This is a genomic window from Methylobacterium sp. E-005, assembly GCF_022829725.1.
GTDB lineage: Bacteria > Pseudomonadota > Alphaproteobacteria > Rhizobiales > Beijerinckiaceae > Methylobacterium.
This window is the reverse complement of record NZ_JAKSYG010000256.1, coordinates 157,043-177,774: the sequence shown is the minus strand read 5'-3', so window position 1 is coordinate 177,774 and position 20,732 is coordinate 157,043. Positions and strand designations below refer to the sequence as shown.

At 68.7% G+C, this 20,732-nt stretch carries 19 protein-coding genes; 6 read left to right on the top strand and 13 right to left on the bottom strand.

Translation table 11 applies throughout. The features are described from left to right. Positions 1-65 precede the first annotated feature (65 nt). Complete coding sequence (gene hslU / locus MKK88_RS31805) at positions 66-1,379, top strand: ATP-dependent protease ATPase subunit HslU (protein ID WP_244007472.1); 1,314 nt, start codon at positions 66-68, stop codon at positions 1,377-1,379. Between the two features lie 35 nt (positions 1,380-1,414). After that, on the top strand, positions 1,415-2,266 hold the full coding sequence (locus MKK88_RS31800) for an EamA family transporter (protein WP_244007470.1): 852 nt from the start codon (positions 1,415-1,417) through the stop codon (positions 2,264-2,266). Positions 2,267-2,273: 7 nt separating this feature from the next. Here MKK88_RS31800 and MKK88_RS31795 read toward each other — a convergent pair whose 3' ends face one another. The 4 genes from MKK88_RS31795 to MKK88_RS31780 all read right to left on the bottom strand — a co-directional run bounded on the left by MKK88_RS31795 (position 2,274) and on the right by MKK88_RS31780 (position 5,824). Further along, complete coding sequence (locus MKK88_RS31795) at positions 2,274-2,675, bottom strand: PTS sugar transporter subunit IIA (protein ID WP_091714599.1); 402 nt, start codon at positions 2,673-2,675, stop codon at positions 2,274-2,276. A 175-nt stretch (positions 2,676-2,850) separates the two neighbouring features. Beyond that, a complete protein-coding gene (locus tag MKK88_RS31790; RefSeq protein ID WP_244007468.1) occupies positions 2,851-3,294 on the bottom strand; it encodes an HPr kinase/phosphorylase in 444 nt (147 codons plus the stop codon). After that, entirely contained in the window at positions 3,291-5,045 is a 1,755-nt protein-coding gene (locus MKK88_RS31785) for a sensor histidine kinase (RefSeq protein WP_279602715.1), read from the bottom strand. The genes MKK88_RS31790 and MKK88_RS31785 overlap by 4 nt, the downstream gene beginning before the upstream one ends. A gap of 68 nt (positions 5,046-5,113) precedes the next feature. After that, positions 5,114-5,824 (bottom strand): response regulator transcription factor, encoded by a 711-nt coding sequence (locus MKK88_RS31780; RefSeq protein WP_244007464.1) that lies wholly within the window; start codon positions 5,822-5,824, stop codon positions 5,114-5,116. A gap of 289 nt (positions 5,825-6,113) precedes the next feature. Here MKK88_RS31780 and MKK88_RS31775 point away from each other — a divergent pair, with 289 nt between their 5' ends. The 3 genes from MKK88_RS31775 to lepA all read left to right on the top strand — a co-directional run bounded on the left by MKK88_RS31775 (position 6,114) and on the right by lepA (position 9,181). Beyond that, entirely contained in the window at positions 6,114-6,899 is a 786-nt protein-coding gene (locus MKK88_RS31775; RefSeq protein WP_244007462.1) for a HugZ family protein, read from the top strand. Positions 6,900-6,959: 60 nt separating this feature from the next. Next, positions 6,960-7,160, top strand: coding sequence for a hypothetical protein (locus tag MKK88_RS31770; RefSeq protein ID WP_091714603.1), 201 nt, complete (start codon positions 6,960-6,962; stop codon positions 7,158-7,160). A gap of 218 nt (positions 7,161-7,378) precedes the next feature. Continuing rightward, positions 7,379-9,181: a translation elongation factor 4 gene (lepA, locus tag MKK88_RS31765; protein WP_244007460.1), complete on the top strand. Its 1,803-nt coding sequence runs from the start codon at positions 7,379-7,381 to the stop codon at positions 9,179-9,181. A 49-nt stretch (positions 9,182-9,230) separates the two neighbouring features. Here lepA and MKK88_RS31760 read toward each other — a convergent pair whose 3' ends face one another. The 3 genes from MKK88_RS31760 to MKK88_RS31750 form a co-directional block, all read right to left on the bottom strand. Then, on the bottom strand, positions 9,231-9,548 hold the full coding sequence (locus tag MKK88_RS31760; RefSeq protein ID WP_244007458.1) for a c-type cytochrome: 318 nt from the start codon (positions 9,546-9,548) through the stop codon (positions 9,231-9,233). A 148-nt stretch (positions 9,549-9,696) separates the two neighbouring features. Beyond that, complete coding sequence (locus tag MKK88_RS31755; protein WP_244007456.1) at positions 9,697-10,965, bottom strand: PQQ-dependent sugar dehydrogenase; 1,269 nt, start codon at positions 10,963-10,965, stop codon at positions 9,697-9,699. 113 nt (positions 10,966-11,078) lie between these two features. Then, positions 11,079-12,581, bottom strand: coding sequence for an NAD(P)/FAD-dependent oxidoreductase (locus tag MKK88_RS31750; protein WP_244007454.1), 1,503 nt, complete (start codon positions 12,579-12,581; stop codon positions 11,079-11,081). Between the two features lie 268 nt (positions 12,582-12,849). On the opposite strand from MKK88_RS31750, the gene MKK88_RS31745 reads away from it, so the two are divergent. Next, a complete protein-coding gene (locus tag MKK88_RS31745; protein ID WP_244007452.1) occupies positions 12,850-14,670 on the top strand; it encodes a hypothetical protein in 1,821 nt (606 codons plus the stop codon). Here MKK88_RS31745 and glp read toward each other — a convergent pair. From glp to trpE, 6 genes are all read right to left on the bottom strand, one after another. Continuing rightward, positions 14,642-15,871 (bottom strand): gephyrin-like molybdotransferase Glp, encoded by a 1,230-nt coding sequence (glp, locus tag MKK88_RS31740; protein WP_244007450.1) that lies wholly within the window; start codon positions 15,869-15,871, stop codon positions 14,642-14,644. The two genes, MKK88_RS31745 and glp, sit on opposite strands and share 29 nt — an antisense overlap. Continuing rightward, positions 15,868-16,359, bottom strand: a complete 492-nt coding sequence (gene moaC, locus MKK88_RS31735; RefSeq protein WP_244007448.1) for a cyclic pyranopterin monophosphate synthase MoaC — start codon at positions 16,357-16,359, stop codon at positions 15,868-15,870. The genes glp and moaC overlap by 4 nt, the downstream gene beginning before the upstream one ends. A gap of 3 nt (positions 16,360-16,362) precedes the next feature. Continuing rightward, positions 16,363-17,256, bottom strand: a complete 894-nt coding sequence (trpC, locus tag MKK88_RS31730; RefSeq protein WP_244007446.1) for an indole-3-glycerol phosphate synthase TrpC — start codon at positions 17,254-17,256, stop codon at positions 16,363-16,365. Then, positions 17,253-18,290, bottom strand: coding sequence for an anthranilate phosphoribosyltransferase (gene trpD, locus MKK88_RS31725; protein WP_244007444.1), 1,038 nt, complete (start codon positions 18,288-18,290; stop codon positions 17,253-17,255). The genes trpC and trpD overlap by 4 nt, the downstream gene beginning before the upstream one ends. A gap of 36 nt (positions 18,291-18,326) precedes the next feature. After that, positions 18,327-18,941, bottom strand: coding sequence for an anthranilate synthase component II (locus MKK88_RS31720; protein ID WP_244007951.1), 615 nt, complete (start codon positions 18,939-18,941; stop codon positions 18,327-18,329). A gap of 270 nt (positions 18,942-19,211) precedes the next feature. Then, positions 19,212-20,729: an anthranilate synthase component I gene (gene trpE, locus MKK88_RS31715; protein WP_244007441.1), complete on the bottom strand. Its 1,518-nt coding sequence runs from the start codon at positions 20,727-20,729 to the stop codon at positions 19,212-19,214. Positions 20,730-20,732: the final 3 nt, after the last annotated feature.

Genomic DNA, 20,732 nt, shown 5'->3' with positions numbered 1-20,732 from the left:
GCGCGCGGGACCCCATTCCCGGCCATGGGCCTTGAGACCGGGCCGGGAACAGGGATGGACCAGCGGTGACGACGTTCTCTCCGCGCGAGATCGTGTCCGAACTCGATCGCTTCATCGTCGGACAGCACGACGCCAAGCGCGCCGTCGCGATCGCGCTGCGCAACCGCTGGCGGCGCCAGCAGCTCACCGGCCCGCTCCGCGAGGAAGTGGCGCCCAAGAACATCCTGATGATCGGGCCCACGGGCTGCGGCAAGACCGAGATCGCCCGGCGCCTCGCCCGGCTCGCCAACGCCCCCTTCCTGAAGATCGAGGCGACGAAGTTCACCGAGGTCGGCTATGTCGGCCGGGACGTCGAGCAGATCGTGCGTGACCTCGTGGAGGTGGCGATCGGCCTGACCCGGCAGACCAAGCGCGAAGGTGTGCGCGCCAAGGCCGAGGCAGCCGCCGAGAACCGGATCCTCGATGCGTTGGTCGGGCCGACGGCCAGCGCGGCTACCCGCGACAGCTTCCGGCGCAAGCTCCGCGATAGCGAACTCGACGACAAGGAAGTCGAGCTGGAACTCGCCTCGAGCGCGCCTGCGGGCCTGCCGATGTTCGAGATTCCCGGCATGCCGGGGGCATCCATGGGGGCGATCAACATCGGCGACATGCTGGGCAAGGCGCTGGGCGGCCAGCGCGGCAAGCCGCGCCGGATCCTCGTGCGGGACGCCTATGCGCCGCTGATGGCGGAGGAATCCGACAAGCTGGTCGACGACGAGGCACTCGTTCGCGAGGCGATCCGCGAGGTGGAGAATAACGGCATCGTGTTCCTCGACGAGATCGACAAGATCTGCGCCCGCGAAGGCCGGACCTCCGGCGATGTCTCGCGCGAGGGCGTGCAGCGCGACCTCCTGCCGCTGATCGAGGGCACCACCGTCGCCACGAAGCATGGGCCGGTCAAGACCGACCACATTTTGTTCATCGCCTCGGGCGCCTTCCACGTGTCCAAGCCGGCCGACCTCCTGCCCGAGCTGCAGGGCCGTCTTCCGATCCGCGTGGAATTGCAGCCGCTCACGGTGGATGATTTCCGCCAGATCCTCACTTCCACCGAGGCGAGCCTGATCAAGCAGACCGTTGCGTTGATGGAGACGGAGGGCGTGACCCTCACCTTCACGGACGATGCGGTGGATGCGCTGGCGAAGGTCGCCGTCGAGGTGAATTCCTCGGTGGAAAATATCGGCGCCCGCCGGCTCCAGACGGTGCTGGAACGGGTCATCGACGACATCTCCTTCACCGCCACCGATCGCTCCGGCGAGACCGTGCCGATCGATGCCGCCTATGTGCGCGCCCGGGTCGAGGATCTGGCCGCGAACGCCGATCTCAGTCGTTTCATCCTGTGAGCCCGCTCGGACGGGTGCGCCCGTCCCCGATCCTCATGCCGGTTGCCGCCCTCGTCGCCGGCATGGTCTCCCTTCAGAGCGGCGCGACCTTCGCCAAGAGTCTGTTTCCGGCGGTCGGCGCGGCCGGCACCTCGAGTCTGCGGGTCGGCTTCTCGGCGCTGATTCTCATCGCGGTCTGGCGGCCCTGGCGGCGGAGCCTGAACCTGCGCGAGGCCGGGTGGATCGCGCTGTACGGCGCAGCGCTCGGGCTGATGAACCTGTTGTTCTACCTCGCCCTGGCGCGCCTGCCGCTCGGGCCCGCGGTGGCGATCGAATTCGCCGGACCGCTCGCGGTCGCGCTGATCGCGTCGCGCCGAGCTTCTGATTTCCTGTGGATCGGCCTCGCCGTTCTGGGATTGATGCTGCTCCTGCCGATCGCCACCACGGACGGGCTCGATCCTGTCGGCGTCGCCCTCGATCTCGGGGCCGCCCTGTGTTGGGCCCTCTACATCCTGTTCGGCCAGCGTGCCGGGCGGGTCGACGGCGGTCAGGCGGTCTCGCTGGGGATGCTGACGGCCGCCCTCGTGGTCGCACCCTTCGGGGTGGCCCAGGCCGGCACGGGTCTACTCGCCCCTGGGATCCTGATCGCCGGCCTCGCGGTGGCGGTGATGTCGAGTGCCCTGCCCTATTCCCTCGAAATGGTCGCCCTGCGGCGCCTCGATCGGAAGAGTTTTGGCGTGTTGATGAGCCTTGAGCCCGCAGTCGCGGCCTGCGCCGGGCTGATGGTTCTGGACGAGCGAATCAGCGTGGTTCAGTGGCTCGCGATCGGCCTCGTCATCGCGGCATCCGTGGGGATCACCGCGGGCTCGCGCCGTCCGGCGCCCGGGGCGGCGATCCTAAAGACGTAAGGGCGACTTACTTGCCCGCCAGGACGCGCGAGGCGACGTTGATGTATTTCCGCCCCGCCTCCTGGGCGTGCAATACGGCGTCGCCGAGATTCTCCTCGTCGCGGACGCTGGCGAGCTTGATCAGCATCGGCAGATTGATGCCCGCCACTACCTCGACCGAGCCGCCGTTCATGCACGACAGCGCGAGATTCGACGGTGTGCCGCCGAACATGTCGGTCAGCACAACCACGCCCTCACCGGTATTCACGCGACAGACCGCGGACATGATGTCCCGCCGCCGCAATTCCATATCGTCTTCCGGCCCGATCGTGATCGTTTCGATCTGATCCTGGGGGCCGACCACGTGCTCCAGAGCGGCCTTGAACTCGGTCGCCAGGAGGCCGTGAGTGACGAGCACCATGCCAATCATCGACACGTGTTCCAACGTCCTATGAGTGCCGCCATGTTGTGCATCGCACAGCCCCCCACAAGGCGAACGCGACTTTTTTGCCCGGACATTGCCACGATCATGGCACGGCCGCCCCGCTTACGCCATGGGTCAGCACCACCGGTGAGCGATTCGGGGCGCCTGTGCGGCTGCGAAGTCACGACTCCGACTTTCGCAGTGCCGCACGGATGAGGAGCGGTGCCAATCCGGCGGCGCGGACGCCGTGATCGAGGATGAGGCACGGGAGCGGGACCCCCAGCAGGTCCGCCGTCCCGGGCAGCTCCGGCAAGCGCGGGGATACGGCCACGAGATCCACGACGAGATCCAGTGTCGCCTCGGAGCAGGACGCGACCCCCAGCTCGGCCACCGAAAGAATGCCCTGCCCCCGCACCTCGACACGGCCGGCAAGCGCAGGATGGGGGCGTCCCCGGACGCGCCCGCCGCTGACCGCGCAGACGATCCTGTCGTCCGCCACAAAGGCTCCATCCTCCAGGCTGGCGAGCAACAGCGCGAGACTCGACTTCCCCGAACCGGATTCGCCGCGAATCAGGATGCCGCCGCCGCGGAGCGTGCAGCAGGCGCCATGAAGCGTGGTGGTCACGCGTGGAGCTGGCGCGGCGCGGCCGGCAAACGCACGATGAAGCGCGCGCCGCGCACGGTGGGCTCGCCGTCCTCGTCGGGGGCACCGGGGCGGTTCTCGGCGCGGATGGTACCACGATGGGCCTGCACGATCTGACGGGAAATCGACAGACCGAGCCCGGAATTCTGGCCGAAGCCCTGCTCGGGGCGGTCGGTGTAGAAGCGCTCGAAGATGCGCTCCAGGGCATGCTCCGGGATACCGGGCCCCTCGTCCTCGCAGATCAGCTCGACCTCGCCCCGCACCCGGCGCAGCACGACGCGGACCTTCGCGTCGCTGGGCGAGAACGAGCGGGCATTGTCGAGCAGGTTGTTGACGACCTGGCCGAGCCGGCTGTCATGGCCGATGATCGTGAACGGCGCCTCGTTGTCGAACCCCGTCGGCTCCACATCGAGCTGGATCAGGCAGTCCTTCGCCCGCCGCCGTTCGTTGGCGACAGACACGACGGTGGTCAGCAGGCGCCGCAGATCGACCCGCCGGGCCTCCGCCCGGGCGAGCTCGGCGTCGAGGCGCGAGGCGTCGGCGATGTCGCTGATCAGCCGGTCGAGGCGCTTCACGTCGTGCTGGATGATCGCCATCAGCCGGCCGCGCGAATCGTCGGACTTGGCGAGCGGCAGGGTCTCGACGGCGCTGCGCAGCGAGGTCAGCGGGTTCTTCAGCTCGTGGCTGACATCGGCCGCGAAACTCTCGATCGCGTCGATCCGCCGATAGAGCGCCTGGGTCATGTCGCGCAAAGCCCCCGACAGGTGGCCGATCTCGTCGGTGCGCTCGGTGAAGTCCGGGATCTCCTCGCGGGTCTTGATGCCCATGCGAACCTTCTCGGCGGCCTCGGCGAGGCGGCGCACCGGGCCCGCGATGGCGCCGGCCAGCAGGAACGACAGAACCACCATCACCGCCGAGGCGACGAGGAACACCTGCAGCAGGCCGAACCGTTCCGAGGCGATCACCCGGTCAATGGCGTCGCCCTGGGTCGAGATCAGCAGCGCGCCGCGCACCGAGCCAGCCCGATGAATCGGCACGGCGACCGACACGGTGGTCTCGCCCTGCTTGTTGCGGCGGACGAGGCTGCCGCGATTGCCGCCGAGCGCCGCCTGAACCTCGCGGAGTGAATGGCCGTTCAGCGGGCCGCTCTCCTCCGCAGGTTCAGCCCGGCTGCGGAACAATGCGCTCAGCTTGGTCTGAGCCGTCTGAAAGGCCGATTCGAGCATCCCGGGCTTGTGCGGCCTGGGTTCCAGCGGGTCCGGCCGGCCGGCATCGCCACGCTTGAACAAGGTGCGGGTGTCGAACAGGAGGCCGCCCTCCTGATCGTAGACCCGCGCGCGGTTTCCGGTGGGCGTGACGAGGCGCGAGAGGAGCGGCGCCACCTTCTCGGGGTTGAGCGAGAAGGCGAGCGGTTGCGATTCCTCCTCCGCGGCCTCGCCGGCCTGCTGCTGCAACAGCTTGTCGGGGTCGATGCGGATCGTGTCGGTGTCCACCGAGGCCGAGGCCGCGATGGCGCCCGCGATGATCTCGCCCTGTATAGCAAGGCTCTGGATTCGCGCCTGGATCAGGCCCTGCCGGAACTGATTGAGGTACAGAAACCCGACCAGCAAGGCGATCAGCCCGACGAGGTTGAGCACGACGATACGGCGCGTCAGACTCGACGAGGCGCGCTGGCCGATCGCGTCCCAGAGGGCACGGGGCCAAGTCAGGGGGCGGGAGAGGGCTTTGGCCAGGGAGGTGCGGGGTTCAGCCTCCTCGGTCTGGGTCTGTATGCGAGCGGACACGCGGCGGATTCCGAAGATCACGCCTCCTTGAACCGGTAGCCGACGCCGTAGAGCGTCTCGATCATGTCGAAGCTCTGGTCGGTCACCTTGAACTTCTTGCGCAGGCGCTTGATGTGGCTGTCGATGGTCCGGTCATCGACGTAGACCTGATCGTCGTAGGCCGCGTCCATGAGGGCATTGCGGCTCTTCACGACGCCGGGGCGCTGGGCGAGCGCCTGCAGGATCAGGAACTCGGTGACGGTCAGCGTTACCGGCTCGCCCTTCCACGTGCAGGTGTGGCGCTCGGGATCCATCATCAGCAGGCCGCGCTCGAGCGAGCGGGCCGCGATCTCCTCGGCCCCGCGCGGCGTGGCGCCGGGCGCCTCCTTGGCGAAGCGGCGGAGCACCGCCTTGACGCGCTCCACCAGCAGACGCTGCGAGAACGGCTTATGGATGAAGTCGTCCGCGCCCATCTTGAGCCCAAACAACTCGTCGATCTCCTCGTCCTTCGACGTCAGAAAGATCACGGGGAGGTCAGATTTCTGCCGCAGGCGCCGGAGAAGCTCCATCCCGTCCATGCGCGGCATCTTGATGTCGAAGATCGCCAGATCCGGCGGGGAATGGCGCAACCCATCGAGGGCGGAGGCGCCGTCCGTGTAGGTCTGGATGCGGTAGCCTTCGGTCTCAAGCGCGATCGACACCGAGGTGAGAATGTTCCGGTCGTCGTCGACGAGGGCGATGGTCGGCATGCGCGGTCCCTGACTGAACGGGTTCGGGCGCGGTCCCGGCTTTACGCACAGGCCGCGCCGCATCCCGGCCCCCGAGGGGCAGACAAGAGCGCGTACCGGGCGGTTTCGGCGCAGCCCGGCGCGCGCAAAGGGACAGGTGCTTTAGTACGGCCGATCGGAAAAAGCGAGCGGCGGTCATAGCTTGGCCGTAACGGCCGATCTGACGCGGGCCGTCCGCCTCGCGCGCCGGCCTTGGCCCCGCTAACGTGGCGGGCGCGTCGAGCGGCAATTCGCGAGGGGGAGGAACGGCATGGGCGAGACCGGCGGAAACGCATCCGAACCGCGGGGACCCGCCCGGCCGCTGCCGGCCGACGCGGCGCCCTTCGACGCGATCGGCCTCGCCCGGAGCCTGCTACGCGGCATCCGATCCGGCGCGCTGGCAACGCTGGACCCGGACGGCACGCCCTTCGCCTCGCTCGTCACGATCGCCACGGATGCCGACGGCACGCCGCTGATGCTGCTGTCGCGGCTCTCGGCCCACACCCGGAACCTGCTGACAAATCCGCGCTGCTCGCTGCTGTTCGCCCAGACCGGCAAGGGCGATCCCCTTGCGCATCCCCGGCTCACCGTGGTCGGGCGGGCCACGCAGACGGGCGAGACGCGGGCGCGCGAGCGGTTCCTGGCCCGTCACCCCAAAGCCAAGCTCTACGCCGACTTCCCCGATTTCGGCTTCTTCGCCCTCGATCCTGAAGCGGGCCACCTCAACGGCGGCTTCGCCAAGGCCGCGACACTGACCCGTGATCAGCTGCTGCTCGATCTCGCCGGCGCCGAGGCCATCGTGGCCGGCGAGCGCGGGGCGGTGGAGCATATGAATGCCGATCACGCCGATGCGCTCGCCCTTTACGCCGCCGGCAGCGGCGCCGAGGCCGGGCTGCCCTGGCGGCTCACCGGGCTCGACCCCGAGGGGATGGATCTGATGGCCAACGAGCGGACCGCCCGGGTCGTCTATCCGGAGCGCGTCTCCGACATGGGTGCGCTGCGCAAGAGCTTGGTTGCCATGGCCGCGCGGGCGCGCGCGAGCGATGCGCAGGGCTAGCGCGCAAGGACTTCGCGAAGGGGCATGGCGAAATGCCGCCGACTGCCCCATATCGGCTCCATGAGCGAAACGCAGACAGACACCTACCCCTTCAGCCTCGATGTTGAACCGGTCGGCGAGAGCGGCTCCCTGTTCCAGTGGAGCATCCGCAAGCACGGCAAGCTGCACCAGCGTTCGGACCGGAAGCATCCGACCGAGGCGAAGGCGCGCTCCCACGGCGAGGCCGAGATCGAGCGCCTGATCCGCGATCGCGGCCGCTGAGGCGGCCCGCGCTTCGCAGCCAACACCTTCGTGTGCCCGGACGGGGGCCGGTTCAATCCGGTCCCCGTCTTTCTGCTTGCCCGGTGACAGGATAGCGCGCCGGTTGCGGGCGCGCTTGGCGCCTTCCCCCCGCGCTGCTATCTCGCGCGTGAGCCGCCCCATCGAACTCGCCCTGATGTCAGACGGTGCGCATTGGCGCGCGCCCGAACGGAATGCCGATGACAGCCCCGATCGAAACCATCCGCAACTTCTCGATCGTCGCGCATATCGACCACGGCAAATCGACGCTCGCAGATCGTCTGATCCAGGCCACCGGCACCGTCGCGCTGCGCGACATGTCCGAGCAGATGCTCGACTCGATGGATATCGAGAAGGAACGCGGCATCACCATCAAGGCGCAGACCGTGCGCCTGGAATACAAGGCGCAGGACGGCAAGGATTACGTCCTCAACCTGATGGACACGCCCGGCCACGTCGACTTCGCCTACGAGGTGTCGCGCTCGCTGGCAGCCTGTGAGGGCTCGCTGCTGGTCGTCGACGCCTCCCAGGGCGTGGAGGCGCAGACGCTCGCCAACGTCTATCAGGCGCTGGACGCCAACCACGAGATCGTCCCGGTCCTCAACAAGGTCGATCTGCCGGCCGCCGAGCCCGACCGGGTGAAGGAGCAGATCGAGGAGGTGATCGGCCTCGACGCCTCGAACGCCGTGCCGATCTCGGCCAAGACCGGCCTCAACATCGAGGCGGTGCTGGAAGCAATCGTCACGCGCCTGCCGGCCCCGAAGGGCAAGAGCGACGCGCCGCTGAAGGCGCTCCTCGTGGACAGCTGGTACGACGCCTATCTCGGCGTCGTGGTGCTGGTGCGGATCATCGATGGGACCCTCAAGAAGGGCATGACCATCCGCATGATGGGCGCCGACGCGGTCTACGGCGTCGACCGGATCGGCGTGTTCCGGCCGAAGATGGCGGATATCGACGCGTTGGGCCCCGGCGAGGTCGGTTTCTTCACCGGCTCGATCAAGGAGGTGGCCGACACCCGGGTCGGCGACACCATCACCGAGGACAAGCGCCAGACCACCGAGATGCTGCCGGGCTTCAAGGAAGTGCAGGCGGTGGTGTTCTGCGGCCTGTTCCCGGTGGACGCGGCGGAGTTCGAGAACCTGCGCTCGGCCATGGGCCGGCTCCGGCTGAACGACGCCTCGTTCTCCTACGAGATGGAGAGTTCGGCCGCCCTCGGCTTCGGCTTCCGCTGCGGCTTCCTCGGGCTCCTGCATCTGGAGATCATCCAGGAGCGGCTGGAGCGGGAGTTCAACCTCGACCTGATCTCGACCGCGCCGTCCGTGGTCTACCGGCTGCGGATGCGCGACGGCGAGATCAAGGAGCTGCACAACCCGGCCGACATGCCGGACGTGATGAAGATCGAGCTGATCGAGGAGCCCTGGATCCGCGCCACGATCCTGACGCCCGACGATTACCTCGGCGGTGTGCTCAAGCTCTGCCAGGACCGCCGGGGCGTCCAGATCGACCTCAACTACGTCGGCAAGCGCGCCATGGTGGTCTACGACCTGCCGCTGAACGAAGTGGTGTTCGATTTCTACGACCGGCTGAAGTCGATCTCGAAGGGCTACGCCTCCTTCGACTACCACGTGTCGGATTACCGCGAGGGCGACCTCGTGAAGATGTCGATCCTCGTGAACGCCGAGCCGGTGGACGCCCTCTCGATGCTGGTCCACCGCACCCGTGCCGAGTCGCGCGGTCGGGCCATGTGCGAGAAGCTGAAGGACCTGATCCCCCGCCACCTGTTCCAGATCCCCGTCCAGGCGGCGATCGGCGGTAAGATCATCGCCCGCGAGACGATCAAGGCCCTGTCCAAGGACGTCACCGCCAAGTGCTACGGTGGCGACATCTCGCGCAAGCGCAAGCTTTTGGACAAGCAGAAGGAAGGCAAGAAGAAGATGCGCCAGTTCGGGCGCGTGGAGATCCCGCAGGAGGCGTTCATCGCCGCGCTGAAGATGGACGATTGATCCACCACGTGCTTCCCCTCCCCCTCTGCGGGGGAGGGAGCCGCGCGGATCACCCCGGCGGCAGCACGTCGATCTGGATCCCCGAATAATACGCCGCCAGATTGGCGATATCGGCGTCCGCCAGCTCCTTCGCGACCACGTTCATGATCTCGTTCTGCCGCTTGCCGTCGCGGTAGTCGGTGAGCTGCTTGACGAGATAGGGCTCGACCTGCCCGGCGAGGTTCGGCGCCTCCGGCAGCTTCGAGAGCCCGTCCATCCCATGACAGGTCTGGCAGGCGGTCGCGCGCTTCTTACCCGCGGCGGCATCGCCGGCCTGGGCCGCGAGCGGGATGAGGGTGGCGAGCAGAACGAGAAGCGGACGGATCATCATCGGGGCTCGGATTGCGCAACGGAACTCTCCTCCCCCTTGCGGGGAGGAGTTGGAGGTGGGGGTGGTGCAGGAGGCACCGGCGCGCTTCATATTGAACCACCCCCCCACCCTCGATCCCTCCCCACAAGGGGGAGGGAAGAACGCCCTATTTCTCGTACGAGATCCGGTAGATCGCCCCGGCGGAATCGTCCGAGACCAGCAGCGAGCCGTCGAGCATCACCGCCACATCCACCGGGCGTCCGAGATACTCGCCGTCGCCGGTCAGCCAGCCCTCCGCGAACGGCTTGACCGACTCGACCTTCCCGTCGGCCCCGAGCTTGGCGAACATCACCCGGGCGCCGATCGGCTGGGTGCGGTTCCACGAGCCGTGCTCGGCGATGAAGATTCCGCCCTTGTAGGCGGCCGGGAATTGCTTGCCGTTGTAGAAGGTCATGCCGAGATCGGCCGCGTGCGGCGGCAGTTCGGCCATCGGCGCGACCGCGTCGGCGGGGGGCGTCTGGTCCTTGTACTCGACGGTCCGCACGGCACCGCCGCCGAACCACGGGAAGCCGAAATTCTCGCCGGCCTTCGTGGCGTGGTTCAGCTCGCCCGGCGGCTTGTCGTCGCCCATGCCGTCGACCTGATTGTCGGTGAACCAGAGCGTCTTGTCGGTGTTGAAATCCATCCCGACCGAGTTGCGGATGCCGGTCGCGTAGACCTCGCGGTTCTTGCCGTCGGCGTCGATACGGATGATGCCGCCGATGCCGACCTTCTTGTAGAGGTCCATCTTGTCGGCCGGGGGCACGTTGTAGGGCTGCCCGAGCGCGATGTAGGTCTTGCCGTCGGCGCCGACCCGGCAGACCCGGGCGGTGTGGTTGAAGCTTTCTTCCGCGGCCGGGATCAGATCGCCCTGCTTGATCAGCACGCCCGCGGCGACATCCGGGTTCTCATAGAAAAACTCGGCGGCCGGGAAGGCCAGCACGCGGTTCTGCTCCACCACGGTGAGCACGCCGTCCTTCGAGAAGCAGACGCCGTTTGGGATCTTGAAGTCGATGCCCGGCGCGAAGGCGCGGACCTCGTCGGCGACCCTATCCTTGTCGCGGTCGGTGACCGTGTAGATCTTGCTCTTGCGCGTGCCGACGAACAGCACCCCGGCATTGGGGCCGACCGCGATGGCGCGGGCATCCGGCACCACGGCGTAGAGATCGATCTTGAAGCCGTCCGGCAGCTTGATCTTCGACAGGTTCTTGCGGATCGCGTCGGCGCGCCGGCCGGTCTGCGGAATCTCGGGGGCGGCCTGCGTGTTCGTGCTGTGCATGCCTTCGAGCTTCTGCAGGTCGTCGGCTTTGGCCTTGGTCTCGGCGGGGGCGGCGCCCTGCGCCAGGGCCGGCGCGGCGACGCCCGCCAACAGAGCGGCGATGATCAAGGATCGCATCGTACTACTTCCTCCCGGCCGCCCTGGTGTCGGGCGTGTCCGGGAGCGAACGATAGAGCCGCCTGTTCGAGGGACAAGCCGCGCCGGTGACGCGGCCTGCGCCCTGTCGCCGGTCAGGCCACCTTGCGCGGCACGAGCCGCTCGCTGCTCAGCGCCGCCTCGGCCCCCGACAGGCCGGCCTCGGTGTACTCGGCATCCTCGTTGACCCGCCAGACATCGTGCCGGCGCTTGTTGGCAAGGATGTTCTCCACGGTGAGCATCGCGGTCATCATCGCGTGGTCCTGGTTGTTGTACTTGTGCATGCCGTTGCGTCCAACGAGGTGCAGGGTCGGGAAATCTCGCTCCAGCTCCCGGCGCACCGTGGCGACGTGATTGGCATACTCCTCGTCGTAGACCGGATAGGCCTTGGCCTGCCGGACCACGCAGGCATCGACCACTTCGGCCGGATCGATCAGGCCGATCTGTCCGATCTCGCGCTTGGCGAGCGCCACGAGCTCGTCATCCGAAGCGGTCCAGAGCCCGTCGCCCTCGAAGCAGAAATATTCGAGGCCGAGGCAGGTATGGTCCGCATCCGGCACCATTTCGGGCGACCACGAGCGGAAATTCTGCACCCGCCCGACCTTCACGGACGGATCGTGGATGTAGATCCAGTTGTCCGGAAAATTGTTCTGCGACTTGGCGATCAGGGCGACGGTGAGGAAGTCGCGGTACTTCAACGACCGGGCGTTGAAGGTGCTCAGCGGCCGCGGGCGGATCGAGTCCACCAATTCGCGCACCGGGGCCGAGGAAACCACGTGGCGGGCCGTAAAGGTCTCGCGGCTGCCATCGGCGCTGCGGGCCGCCACGGTCCAGATGCCGGTGCCGGCATCGTAGCTGAGAGAATCGACGCTGCGGTCGAGCAGCACCTTCCCGCCCTGCGCCCGGATCCTAGCGGCGGCGGCCTCCCACATCATGCCGGGACCACGCCGCGGATAGCGGAACGACTCGATCAGCGTCTTGATCACCGGGCCGCCGGCCTTCGACGGCTTGCGAAGGCCGAGCGAGCGTTTGATCCCGTCGCGGATCGCCGCGCCAAGGTCGAGCCCCTTGATGCGCTGGGCCGCCCAATCGGCCGAGATCGCGTCGCACGACATGCCCCACACCTTCTCGGTGTAGGTCTTGAAGAAGATCGCGAACAGGCGCTCGCCGAACTGGTTGCGGACCCAGGCATGGAAGGTCTTGGGCTCGCGCACCGGCCGCAGGCGGGCCCAGGCATAGGAGGCCATGCAGGCCGCGCTGGTCAACAGGCCGAGATTCTTCAGCGCCTCGAAGGCCTTCAGCGGATACGCATAGTAGCGGCCGCGATAGTAGATCCGCGACAGGCGCGGGCGCTCGATGAAGTCATTGGGCAGAATCTCGTCCCAGAGATCGACCACCGCCTTGGACTTCGAGAAGAACCGGTGGCCGCCGATATCGAACAGGTAGCCGTTGTGGGAAACGGTGCGGGAGATGCCGCCGACTTGGGCTGGGTCGCGCTCCAGAACCGTGACGGACCGGCCCTGCTTCGACAGCAGGTAAGCGGCGGTGAGGCCCGCAGGCCCCGCGCCGATCACCAGCGTCTCGGTATGGTGGCTCATCCCGTGCTCCGGCGATACGTGGGTCGCACGACGCGCGCAGCGCCGACCTGCGGGCAGGATGCGGAGGCATGGTTAAGGAATCGCTGGCGATACAGGGGTATCGCGCAGCCGAATTCCAGTTTCCGGCAGGGGCAACGGCCGAGCTCTGGTGATCGTGGCAAATTCCGGGAGGTGGCCGGCCGTCCACGAAGGCGCCTTGACCACTCATTAAGCCTGTTGGCGCATCCTCACGGCCGAGGGCCCCGACCGCCCGTCTCAGTCACGTACCATGCCCGCTCCGGCACAGCCGACGTCTCGGCCGACATACCGGGTCGAGCCCCGCACGCTCCTCTGGGTGCTCGCAGGCCTGTGCCTTGCCACGATGGTGCCGCCCGCCGACCTGTGGGCGACGATCCATCACCTGCGCGTGCCGGATACCGACGACGCCATGCGTCTCGTCGAGGTGCGCGACCTCCTCGCCGGTCAGGGTTGGTACGATAACGTCCAGCTTCGATTTCTCGCGCCCGCGGGCGTGCCAAGTCACTGGTCGCGTCTGGTGGATGCCCCGATCGCCGGGCTGATCCTGACCCTGACCCCGTTGGCCGGCCGACCCCTCGCGGAGGGGCTGGCGGCGGCCTTGTGGCCGATGCTGCTGTTCGCGCTGTTCTGCGGCATCCTCTATCGCGGCACGCGCGCGCATTTCGGCGGCCGCGCCGCCTTGCTCGCCCTCATCGCGGCGACGCAGACCTTCGGAGTGACCATCCAGTTCGCGGCCGGGCGGGTCGACCACCACAACGTCCAGATCATTGGGATCGTCGGCCTCGCCCTCTGCATGATCCGGGGTGGTTTCCGCCCCGGCCTGATCGGAGGCGGGCTGGCGGCGCTGTCGCTCGCCGTCGGGCTTGAGGGGCTGCCGTCGATTGCGGTCGCCGGCATGTTCCTTGTCGGGGATTGGTGCCTGCGGGGCCGGCCTGCGCTGCCGCTCCTGACCGGTTTCGGCATGGGACTCGGCGTTGCCGCGCCAGCGCTGTTCGCCGCACAGACGGCGCCCCCGCTCTGGATCTCCACACGCTGCGACGCCCTCTCGCCGCCCTGGCTGTGGCTTGCCCTCGGCGGCTTGGTCTTTGCTGTCTGCGCCAGAGCGGGCGCTGAACGTATGGCATCGATCCGGGCGCGTGGCGCGCTCGCCCTCCTTTCCGGGGCGATCCTGCTCGCCGGCTTCGCCCTCGCCTTTCCACGCTGCCTGGACGGCCCGTTCCCCGACATGCCGCCCCTGGTGCGAACCCACTGGCTGCTCACGGTGAACGAGATGACCTCGCTCCCGAAATTCATCGCCCGGGGGCAGTGGGAAGCGTTGGTGTTCTATCCGGCCGCGCTGCTCGCCACCGCGACCGCGACCTGGATGACGTGGCGCGGTCCGCAGCGTCGGGCCTGGGCCGTCATGGCCCTGTTCCTCTGGCCCGGCCTGATCCTCGGGGTGTTCCAGTTCCGCGGCCTCTACATCGCGTCGGGCTTCGTACCGCTGGTCGCGGGCGCCATCCTCGATCGGGCGCTCCGGGCTGATATGGCGCCTCGGGCCGGCCTGCCCCGTTGGGGCGTCGCGCTCCTCGGCGGCAGTCTCGTGAGTACGCTCTGGATGGCGCCCGCCGTTTTGGCCGAGACGCTGGCGCCCGCCATACGGACAGCGCCCGATCCCGCCGGCGCGATCGCGTGCCGCAGCGAAGAGGCGCTGGCGCCCCTCAAGACGCTGCCACCCGGCACCGTGCTGGCACCGATCTTCATGGGCCCGGCGATCCTGTTGCACACGCCGCACGCCATCGTGGCGGCGCCGTATCACCGGGCGATCCCCGGTCTCACAGCGGCGATCGAAGGGCTTGGCGGAACGCAGGCAGACCTCGCGAGGGTGCTGACGACATACGCGGTGCGCTACCTCGTCGCCTGTCCGGCCCGGCCCGCGGAGGATCTGCAGGCCGAGACGGCCTTCGCCACCCGGCTTGCCCGCGGCGCGGAACGCTCCGATCGGCTGGTGCCCCTGGATCTGCCCGGGCCGCTCAAGGTCTGGCGCGTCGTGCCAGATTCGGTCAGAGCAGGCGGCGGTCCAGCCGGATGATCCGGCACGGATCGCCGGCCCGGACAGCGGGCTCGTGCGGCGCGCGAATCAGCAGCGCCTCGGCCTGCCCCAGGACTGCCAGCATCGAGGAATCCTGGCGCTGCTCGGGTGTCGCCACCGGAAGCCGACCGGGCTCGACGGCGAGGCGGGCGCGCATGTAGTCGGCTCGCCCATCATTGGCGTCGAGCGCCCGGCCGAGTGTCGCCGGCTCGCTGCGGTCGGCTCCAGCCAGTGGATCTCCCTGGAGCGCACGGATCGCTGGGACGACGAACAGCAGCCCGCAGACGATGGACGAGACCGGATTCCCCGGCAGCCCGATCACCAGCATGTCGCCGAGGCGGCCATGCATCAGCGGCTTCCCGGGCCGGAGCGCCACCCGCCAAAAGCCGAGTTCGAGCCCTTCGCGGGCCAGCGCCGCCTGCACCAGATCATGGTCGCCGACCGACGCGCCGCCGAGGGTGACCAGCAGATCGGCCTGCGACGCGCGGGCCCGCCGGAACGCGTCTGCCAGTGCGGCATGATCGTCCCCCGCGATCCCGAGATCGATGACCTCCGCCCCCGCCTCGGCGGCGAGCGCTCCAAGGGCGAGGCTGTTCGAGGCAACGATCTGATCCCAAGCCGGCGTGGCGCCGGGTTCGACCAATTCGTCCCCCGTAGCCAGGATTGCTACTCGTGGCCGGCGGCGAACCGGCAGATGCGGATGGCCGGCCGCCGCGGCCAGGGCGAGGCGCCGCGCGTCCAGGGCCAAGCCAGCCGTGAGCAGCGTCTCGCCGGCCGTGAAATCGAGCCCGGCGCGGCGGATGAACCGTTTCGGCTCGACCGGTTCGACCACGCGCACGGTCCCGCCCTCGGCCTGCGCATCCTCCTGAATCAGAATCGCGTCCGCGCCCTCGGGCACCGGCGCGCCCGTGAAGATCCGCACCGCCTCACCGGGACTGAGGCTGCCCGCGAACCCGTGACCGGCCGCGCTGGTCCCGACCACGCGCAAAGTCGCCCCGGCGACGGCGGCCTCGGCGCTGCGAACCGCGTAGCCGTCCATCGCCGAGGCCGGAAACGGGGGCTGGGTGCGGCTTGCGACGATATCGGCCGCGAGCGTCCGCCCTGCGGCCTGCGCCAGCGGTACATTTTCGGCCTCGACCGGGCTGCTCACGCTCGCCAGGACTCGCGCAAGCGCCTCGGCAACCGCAATCAGGCCGCTCATACGACAGGGGCCCTGTAAGCGCCGGACCGACCGCCATCCTTGGCTGTCAAGCGAATGCCCTCGATCCGCATGCCGCGGTCGACCGCCTTCACCATGTCGTAGACCGTGAGGCACGCCACCGAGACGGCGGTCAACGCCTCCATCTCGACGCCGGTCGGCCCCTGCACCCGCACCTCGGCGGCGATACGCAGGCCCGGCAAGGCGTCATCGGGCTCGATCTCGACCCGCACCTTGGAGAGGAGCAGCGGGTGGCAGAGGGGGATCAGCTCGTGGGTGCGCTTAGCCGCCATGATGCCGGCGAGCCGCGCGGTTCCGATCACGTCGCCCTTCTTGGCATCGCCCTCGCGGATCAGCGCCAGGGTTCCGGGCTCCATCACGACGATACCCTCCGCCCGGGCGGTACGGTCCGTGGCGGGCTTGTCGGTGACGTCGACCATGTTGGCCGCACCGCTGGTATCGAGATGCGTGAGCGTCGCGCCGGGCTCCATCGTTCAACCCTTCTTCCGGGTCTTGGTGTCCTTGCCGCCGGCCTTGGCGTCACCGAACAGCAGCGCGTGGGTCGCCGCCGTTACATCGGCCTGCCGCATCAGGCTCTCGCCGACCAGCACGACGCCGAGGCCATGCTCCCCGAGGCGAGCGACGTCGGCGTGGCCGCCGATACCGCTCTCGGCAACCGCGATCCGGTCCGCGGGAATGGCGGCGCCGAGGCGGATCGCCGTCTCGAACGAGACCTCGAAGGTCTTGAGGTTGCGGTTGTTGACGCCGATCATCGCGGTTCCGAGCGGGATCGCCCGGGCGAGTTCGGCTTCGTCGTGAACCTCGGTCAGGACATCCATCCCGAGGAGATGCGCCGTCTCGACCAGCGCGACAGCCTCGTCGTCATCCAGGCAGGCCATGATGACGAGGATGCAGTCCGCGCCCCAGGCCCGGGCCTCATAGACCTGGTAGGGCTCGAATATGAAATCCTTGCGCAGGACCGGCAGGCCGCAAGCGGCGCGGGCCTCGGTCAGGTAATCGGGCCGCCCCTGGAACGACGGTTCGTCGGTCAACACCGAGAGACAGGTGGCGCCCCCGGCCTGATAAGCCGAAGCCAGTGTGGCGGGGTCGAAATCGGCCCGGATCAATCCCTTCGAGGGCGAGGCCTTCTTCACCTCCGCGATGAGGGCCGGCCGTTTCTCCGCGAGATGCGCACGGATCGCCGCCGCGAAGCCGCGCACCGGATCAGCCTGCGCGACCTTGCGCTCAAGCTTCGCCAGCGGCACGCGCAGCTTCGCTTCGGCAATCTCACGGCGCTTGTAGGCCTCGATCTTGGCGAGCACGTTCGGCCTTTCCGGCGGCGCCTCGACGCCGGTCTCGCGGGTCGGCTCTTGCGTCAGGGCGCTCATCGGCCCTCCTGCCCGTTTGAGTGGTCGTTCGAAGCTCGGACAAGGCGGGCGAGCGTCGCCCGGGCCGCCCCGGAATCGATCGCATCCTGCGCCCGCGCGAGCCCATCCGCCAGGGTCGGCGCGGCGCCCGCGACGACAAGGGCAGAACCCGCGTTGAGCACCGCGATGTCCCGGTAGGCGTTGCGCGCGCCGGCGAGCACCGCCTCCAGCGCCCGGGCATTGTCGGCGGGATCGCCACCGCGCAGTTCTTCGGGCGCCCGCAAAGCCAAACCGAAATCCTGCGGATCGATGGTGAAGCGCGAGATCCGCCCCTCCTCAAGCGCAACGACCTGGGTCGGACCGGTGACGGTGATCTCGTCGAGCCCGTCGGATCCGTGGACGGTCCAGACCCGGCGGCTGCCGAGTTCGGCGAGCACCCGGGTCAGCGGCTCCGCCAGGGCCTCCTGGGCCACGCCGAACAGCTGGTAGGCGACGCCGGCCGGATTGCTCAGCGGCCCGAGCAGGTTGAAGATGGTCCGCACCGGCAGCTCCGAGCGTACGGGCGCGACATGACGCATCGCCGGGTGGTGGGTCTGGGCGAAGAGAAAACAGAGACTTGCCGCTTCCAGGCAGCGGGCCTGACCTTCAGCATCGAGCCCGAGCTTCACGCCCAGCGCGGCCAGTACGTCGGCGGCGCCGGAGCGGGAGGTCGCGGCACGGTTGCCGTGCTTGGCAACCGGAACGCCGCAGGCGGCCACGAGAATGGCGGCGAGCGTCGAGACGTTCACGCTGCCGGAATGGTCACCGCCCGTGCCGACCACATCGATGGCGCCCTCGGGGGCCACGACCCGGGTCATGCGCGCCCGCATCGCCTCGGCGGCGCCGACGATCTCCTCGATGGTCTCGCCGCGCACCTTGAGGGCCGTGAGGAAAGCGCCCGCCTGGACCGGCGTTACCTCACCCGACAGCAGGTCGTCGAAGGCCGCGCGCGCCTCGGCGCGGTCCAGGGCGAAGCCCCCGGCGACCTTCGCGAGATGGGGTCTGAAACTGTCCATGCGCTCCGTCGGCGGGCCGCCCCGGCCTCCTTCGGGTCAATGCACGTCGGCGCGGGTCCTGTCACGCGCCGCATTCCAGGCGGCGGCGAGATCCAGGAAATTCTTGACGATCTCGGTGCCGTGCTGCGAGCGGATGCTCTCCGGATGGAACTGCACGCCGTGGAGCGGGCGGTCGGCATGCTCCAGACCCATGATCAGGCCATCCGCCTCGGCGGTGACCTTCAGGGCCGTTGGGCAGCTCGCGCGGTCGACCACCAGGGAATGGTAGCGCGTCGCCTCGAAACTGTCGTTGAGGCCGCGGAACAGGCCGCTCGCACCGTGGCGGATGGTCGAGACCTTGCCGTGCAGCGGCAGCGGCGCCCGCACCACATCCCCGCCAAAAGCCTGACCGATCGCCTGAAGGCCCAGGCAGACGCCGAAGATCGGGATCTCGTCAGACAGATTGCGAACCACGTCGAGACAGATGCCCGCCTCGTTGGGCGTGCAGGGGCCGGGCGAGAGCACGATCGCGTCCGGCGCCTTGGCGCGAATTTCATCGACGGTCAGCGCGTCGTTGCGGGCGACCTCGACGGCGCCGCAGAGCGGGCCAATCAGATGGACCAGATTCCACGTGAAGGAATCGTAGTTGTCGATGACGAGGACGTTGGACATCGCGGCGGCACGCTCGGGCATGGGGGCGATGTGACCGCTCAGGGCAGAGCGGTCAACCGTGCCGGGTATCCGGCTCGCGTGGGAAGCCGCTACGCGGCCCGTTGTGTGCTCGGTCCCGGATCACATTCCGCTGGCGCTGCATGCGCCCGGGAAAAGGGGCACGGTTCATTCTGAACCGCTCCCTTTCCCGGACAGGTGGAGCGTCATGGGAACCCGATCCGGGATCCAGCACAAGGACAAGCCGCGGAGCGACCCGACTGCCGGCGCCCCCTATTGCCCCCGCTTGGCCTGCGCGGCGAACCGCACCGCCTCCTCAGCCGCCCGGAACAACGCCTTGGCCTTGTTGACGCATTCCTGCTGTTCGGAGGTTGGATCGGAATCGTACACGATCCCGGCGCCCGCCTGGACGTGCATCCGCCCGTCCTTCACCACCGCGGTGCGGAGCACGATGCAGGTGTCCATCTCGCCCCGCGCGCCGAAATAGCCGATGCAGCCGGCATAGGGCCCGCGCTTCTCGTGCTCCAATTCGTCGATGATCTCCATGGCCCGGACCTTCGGGGCTCCGGAGACCGTGCCGGCCGGAAATCCTGCGGCCAGGGCGTCGAGGGGGTCGTGGCGCGGATCGAGCTCGCCTTCGACGTTCGACACGATGTGCATCACCTGGCTGTAGCGCTCGATGAAGAACGAATCCGTCACCCGCACGCTGCCGATCCGCGAGACCCGGCCGGCATCGTTGCGGCCGAGATCGAGCAGCATCAGATGCTCGGCGCGCTCCTTCGGATCGGCAAGCAGCTCGTCGGCCAGAGCGGCATCCTCGGCCGGCGTCGCGCCGCGGCGGCGGGTGCCGGCGATGGGGCGGACCGTGACCACGCCCTCGCGCACCCGCACCAGGATCTCCGGGGAGGAGCAGACGATCTGGAAGGTTTCGAAGTCGAGATAGCAGAGGAACGGCGCCGGATTGGTGCGCCGCAGGGATCGGTACAGGCTGAAGGCTGGCAGCGTGAACGGCGCCGAGAAGCGCTGCGAGAGCACCACCTGGAACACGTCGCCCGCGACGATATACGCCTTCGCCCGCGCCACCATCGCGGAGAAGTCGCTCGGCGTCGTGTTCGAGACCGGCTCGGGAGGGGCGACCGCGGCGAGGTCCACCCGCGCCTCGATCGGCAGCGGGCCCTCAAGCGCTTCTGCCACCCGGTCGAGGCGCTGGAGCGCCTCCTCGTAAGCGGCCTGGGCTCCGAGACCGACGGCAGGCCGAACCGGCGAGACGACGGTGATGATGTCCCGGATGGAGTCGAACACCACCATGACCCGCGGCCGGATCAGGATCGCGTCCGGCACGCCGAGCGGATCGGGATTGGGCTCCGGCAGCCGCTCCATGGCGCGGACCATGTCGTAGCCGAGATAGCCGAACAGGCCCGCCGCCATGGGCGGCAGATCCTGGCCCTCGTCACCGATGGCGCTCTCGGCGATCAAAGCCCGCAGGCTCGCGAGCGGCGCCCGACCGTCGGCCTCGAACCGGGTCAGGTCGGCCCCGCGGGCGATCGCGGGCGCACCGTCCCGGCAGCGCCAGATCAGATCCGGATCGAGGCCGATCATCGAGTAGCGTCCGCGCACGGCGCCGCCCTCGACGGATTCGAGAAGGAAGGCCGGCCCCGCGTGCCGCGCGCGCAGCTTGAGGAAGGCCGCCACCGGCGTTTCGAGGTCGGCGACGAGGCTCAGCGCGATGAAGCTCGGCTGGCCGGCCTCGTAGCGCCCCGCGAAGGCCGCATAATCGGAAGCCTCGGGCATCGC

Coding starts and splice junctions, on each gene's coding strand:
- MKK88_RS31720 (WP_244007951.1), bottom strand. CDS start 18,941: ATGTCCAACGTCCTCGTCATCGACAACTACGATTCCTTCACGTGGAAT.
- MKK88_RS31800 (WP_244007470.1), top strand. CDS start 1,415: ATGCCGGTTGCCGCCCTCGTCGCCGGCATGGTCTCCCTTCAGAGCGGC.
- trpE (WP_244007441.1), bottom strand. CDS start 20,729: ATGCCCGAGGCTTCCGATTATGCGGCCTTCGCGGGGCGCTACGAGGCC.
- MKK88_RS31760 (WP_244007458.1), bottom strand. CDS start 9,548: ATGATCCGTCCGCTTCTCGTTCTGCTCGCCACCCTCATCCCGCTCGCG.
- lepA (WP_244007460.1), top strand. CDS start 7,379: ATGACAGCCCCGATCGAAACCATCCGCAACTTCTCGATCGTCGCGCAT.
- MKK88_RS31745 (WP_244007452.1), top strand. CDS start 12,850: ATGCCCGCTCCGGCACAGCCGACGTCTCGGCCGACATACCGGGTCGAG.
- moaC (WP_244007448.1), bottom strand. CDS start 16,359: ATGGAGCCCGGCGCGACGCTCACGCATCTCGATACCAGCGGTGCGGCC.
- MKK88_RS31770 (WP_091714603.1), top strand. CDS start 6,960: ATGAGCGAAACGCAGACAGACACCTACCCCTTCAGCCTCGATGTTGAA.
- MKK88_RS31775 (WP_244007462.1), top strand. CDS start 6,114: ATGGGCGAGACCGGCGGAAACGCATCCGAACCGCGGGGACCCGCCCGG.
- MKK88_RS31755 (WP_244007456.1), bottom strand. CDS start 10,965: ATGCGATCCTTGATCATCGCCGCTCTGTTGGCGGGCGTCGCCGCGCCG.
- MKK88_RS31780 (WP_244007464.1), bottom strand. CDS start 5,824: ATGCCGACCATCGCCCTCGTCGACGACGACCGGAACATTCTCACCTCG.
- glp (WP_244007450.1), bottom strand. CDS start 15,871: ATGAGCGGCCTGATTGCGGTTGCCGAGGCGCTTGCGCGAGTCCTGGCG.
- trpD (WP_244007444.1), bottom strand. CDS start 18,290: ATGGACAGTTTCAGACCCCATCTCGCGAAGGTCGCCGGGGGCTTCGCC.
- MKK88_RS31750 (WP_244007454.1), bottom strand. CDS start 12,581: ATGAGCCACCATACCGAGACGCTGGTGATCGGCGCGGGGCCTGCGGGC.
- trpC (WP_244007446.1), bottom strand. CDS start 17,256: ATGAGCGCCCTGACGCAAGAGCCGACCCGCGAGACCGGCGTCGAGGCG.
- MKK88_RS31795 (WP_091714599.1), bottom strand. CDS start 2,675: ATGATTGGCATGGTGCTCGTCACTCACGGCCTCCTGGCGACCGAGTTC.